4 protein-coding genes and 1 pseudogene are annotated in these 3133 nt (G+C 73.1%); 2 read left to right on the top strand and 3 right to left on the bottom strand.

Annotated elements, in window-relative coordinates; translation table 11 throughout:
• Both H5J30_RS23910 and H5J30_RS23905 read right to left on the bottom strand, forming a co-directional pair.
• Positions 1–305 (bottom strand): RrF2 family transcriptional regulator (locus H5J30_RS23910; protein WP_181789435.1); only part of this gene is annotated, 305 nt, incomplete at its 3' end.
• 46 nt (positions 306–351) lie between these two features.
• Positions 352–774: a nucleoside deaminase gene (locus H5J30_RS23905; RefSeq protein ID WP_181789436.1), complete on the bottom strand. Its 423-nt coding sequence runs from the start codon at positions 772–774 to the stop codon at positions 352–354.
• A 177-nt stretch (positions 775–951) separates the two neighbouring features.
• Here H5J30_RS23905 and H5J30_RS23900 point away from each other — a divergent pair, with 177 nt between their 5' ends.
• Positions 952–1956, top strand: a complete 1005-nt coding sequence (locus H5J30_RS23900; RefSeq protein ID WP_181789434.1) for an ABC transporter ATP-binding protein — start codon at positions 952–954, stop codon at positions 1954–1956.
• On the top strand, positions 1953–2744 hold the full coding sequence (locus tag H5J30_RS23895; protein ID WP_181789433.1) for an ABC transporter permease: 792 nt from the start codon (positions 1953–1955) through the stop codon (positions 2742–2744). The genes H5J30_RS23900 and H5J30_RS23895 overlap by 4 nt, the downstream gene beginning before the upstream one ends.
• Here H5J30_RS23895 and H5J30_RS23890 read toward each other — a convergent pair.
• Positions 2725–3133 (bottom strand): annotated as a pseudogene (locus tag H5J30_RS23890) (AfsR/SARP family transcriptional regulator); the annotation flags it as partial. The gene H5J30_RS23895 and the pseudogene H5J30_RS23890 overlap by 20 nt on opposite strands.

The raw sequence follows: 3133 nt of genomic DNA, 5'->3' as shown, positions 1-3133 counted from the left end.
CCGCCGTGCCCCTGCTGCCGGATCTCGGTGCAGACGAACGGTTCGAGCGGGCCCTCCAGGGCGGTCACGACGTCCATCAGCGTGATCCGCTCGGGCGCCCGCGCGAGCGAGAAGCCGCCGCGGGCGCCGGGCGCGGAGGCGAGGATCCCGGCGCGGGCGAGGGCCTGGAGGCGCTTCTTCAGGTACTCCTGCGGCAGGTCGAACCAGGCGGCCAGCTTGCGGATGGGCACCGGCCCGCTGTCCCGCAGCCACGCCAGGGTCAGGCAGCTGTGCAGCCCCCACTCGACGCCTTCGCCCATGTTCATGAAGGGGATATTACACATCCCGGTTCTTCGCTGCGGCGGCCCCCGGCTACGGCATGTACCCCTCGACGACCCGCCGCGCCTCCTCGTACAGATACGGCCCCTCGGCCCGGACCGGCACCGGCGCGCCGGGGTGCAGGTCCCGCAACTGCCCCGCCGACAGCGCGTACACCACCCGCCCGAGCCCCGACCGCGCCAGCGCCCCGGCGCACATCCCGCACGGCTCGCAGCTCGTGTACATCGTCGTCCCCGCCGCGGTCCCCGCGTCCAGCTCCCGCGCCGCCCAGCGCGCGAGCTTCAGCTCGGGGTGCGCGGTGATGTCGCCGTCCGCGACGGTGGTGTTGCGGTCCTCCGCCAGTACGTCCCCGCCGGGCCCCACCAGCAGCGAGCCGAACGGCCCGTTCCCCTCGGCCCGCGCCTCGCCCGCCAGCTCGAAGGCCCGCCGCAGGAACCGCTCCTCGCCGCCGTCCACCCTCACCACTCCCTTCGCGTCCACCGCCGCCGACAAGGGATTCAACCCGACTCCGCCGCCCCGCGACACCCGCCGCGCACGCCGTGACCAGCGCATTTCACCGGCTTTCCGGTCGGCGGCCGCCGCTGAAACGGCGTTGAAAGGCCGTTGAGCGCGGCGCCCCGCACGCTACGGGGCATGACGACGACCACCGACACACCCGCCATCGCCGCCACCGGGCTGCGCAAGTCGTACGGCGACAAGACCGTCCTCGACGGCATCGACCTGCACGTGCCGGAGGGCACCGTCTTCGCCCTCCTCGGCCCCAACGGCGCCGGCAAGACCACCGCCGTGAAGATCCTGTCCACCCTCATCACCGCCGACGCCGGCGCCATCCGCGTCGCGGGCCACGACCCGGCCACCCACGCCGACGCCGTACGCGCCGCCATCGGGGTCACCGGCCAGTTCTCCGCCGTCGACAACCTCATCACCGGCGAGGAGAACATGCTCCTCATGGCGGACCTGCACCACCTGCCGCGCCGCGAGGGCCGCCGCGCCACCGCCGAACTGCTCGCGCGCTTCGACCTCACCGACGCCGCCGCCCGCCCCGCCGCCACCTACTCCGGCGGCATGCGCCGCCGCCTCGACATCGCCATGACCCTCGTCGGCAGCCCGCGGATCATCTTCCTCGACGAGCCGACCACCGGCCTCGACCCGCGCTCCCGCCACAACATGTGGCAGATCATCCGCGAGTTGCTGACCGACGGCGTCACCGTCTTCCTCACCACCCAGTACCTGGAGGAGGCCGACGAACTCGCCGACCGCATCGCCGTACTGCACGGCGGCAGGATCGCCGCGCACGGCACCGCCGCCGAGCTGAAGCGGCTCGTCCCCGGCGGCCACGTGCGGCTGCGGTTCGAGGACCCCGGGGCGTACGAGCGGGCCGCGGGTGCGCTGCGCGAGACCGTGCGCGACGACCAGGCGCTGACCCTGCAGATCCCCAGCGACGGCACGCAGCGGGAACTGCGCGCGATCCTCGACTGGCTGGACGCCGCCGACGTGCACGCCGACACCCTCACCGTCCACACCCCCGACCTGGACGACGTCTTCTTCGCCCTGACAGCCACGCCCGAGCACTCCGAGAACCCCGAGAAATCCGGGAAGTCCGCGAACTTCGACAAGTCCGAGGAGACCGTCCGATGAGCACCCTCTCCCTCGCCGTACGCGACTCGTCCACCATGCTGCGCCGCAACCTGCTGCACGCCCGGCGCTACCCCTCCATGACCCTCAACCTGCTGCTCACCCCGGTCATGCTGCTCCTGCTCTTCGTCTACGTCTTCGGCGACACCATGAGCGCCGGCCTCGGCGGCGGCACCCCCGACCGGGACGTCTACATCGCCTACGTCGTGCCCGGACTGCTGCTCATGACCATCGGCAGCACCACGATCGGCACCGCCGTCTCCGTCGCCACCGACATGACCGAGGGCATCGTCGCCCGCTTCCGTACGATGGCGATCCACCGCGGCTCCGTGATCATCGGGCACGTCCTCGGCAGCGTGCTGCAGTGCATCGCCAGCGTGGTGTTCGTCGGCGCCATCGCCGTGGCCATAGGCTTCCGCTCCACCGACGCCACCGTCCTGGAGTGGCTCGCCGCCTTCGGGCTGCTGGTGCTCTTCTCGCTGGCGCTGACCTGGCTCGCGGTCGGCATGGGGCTCGTCAGCCCGAACGCCGAGGGCGCCAGCAACAACGCCATGCCGCTGATCCTGCTGCCGCTGCTGTCCAGCGCGTTCGTGCCGCTCGACGCGATGCCGGGGTGGTTCCGGCCGGTCGCCGAGTACCAGCCGTTCACGCCGGCCATCGAGACCCTGCGCGGGCTGCTGCTGGGCACGGAGATCGGGCACGACGGGTGGCTGGCCCTCGCCTGGTGCCTGGGCCTGGTCGTGCTCGGCTACCTGTGGTCGAGGGCCACGTTCAACCGCGACCCCAGGTAGCCGAGATGAGCCGGTTGGCCACCGCGCGCAGCTCGTCCCGCCCCAGGGCGGCGTACTCCGACACCGCGTCGGCGTACGCCGCCCCGTCGGCGTCCTGCGCGGTACGGCGGGCGCGGTCGACGGAGAGCGTGGGGTGGAACCCCTGCGGTACGTACAGCCGCTCGGCGAGCACCAGGAGCCGTACGGCGGAGGCGTCGCCCCGGGCGAGGCGGACGAGGCCGAGGCAGAGCACGGCGGTGCCGTCGACCCCGGCCTCCGCGGGGACCTCGGTCGGGCCCGCCGGGGCGGGGAGGGGGCCGGCGAGGAGCAGCGCGTATATCCGGCTCTCCAGCAGGGCCACGAGATCGGCGACGGGCTCCAGGCGGCCGGCGTAGGCGTGCGCGGCGACG

It is taken from the genome of Streptomyces phytophilus (genome assembly GCF_013870535.1).
Classification (GTDB): domain Bacteria; phylum Actinomycetota; class Actinomycetes; order Streptomycetales; family Streptomycetaceae; genus Streptomyces; species Streptomyces phytophilus.
The sequence above is the reverse complement of the archived record's forward strand: the minus strand, read 5'-3'. Positions and strand labels throughout refer to the sequence as shown.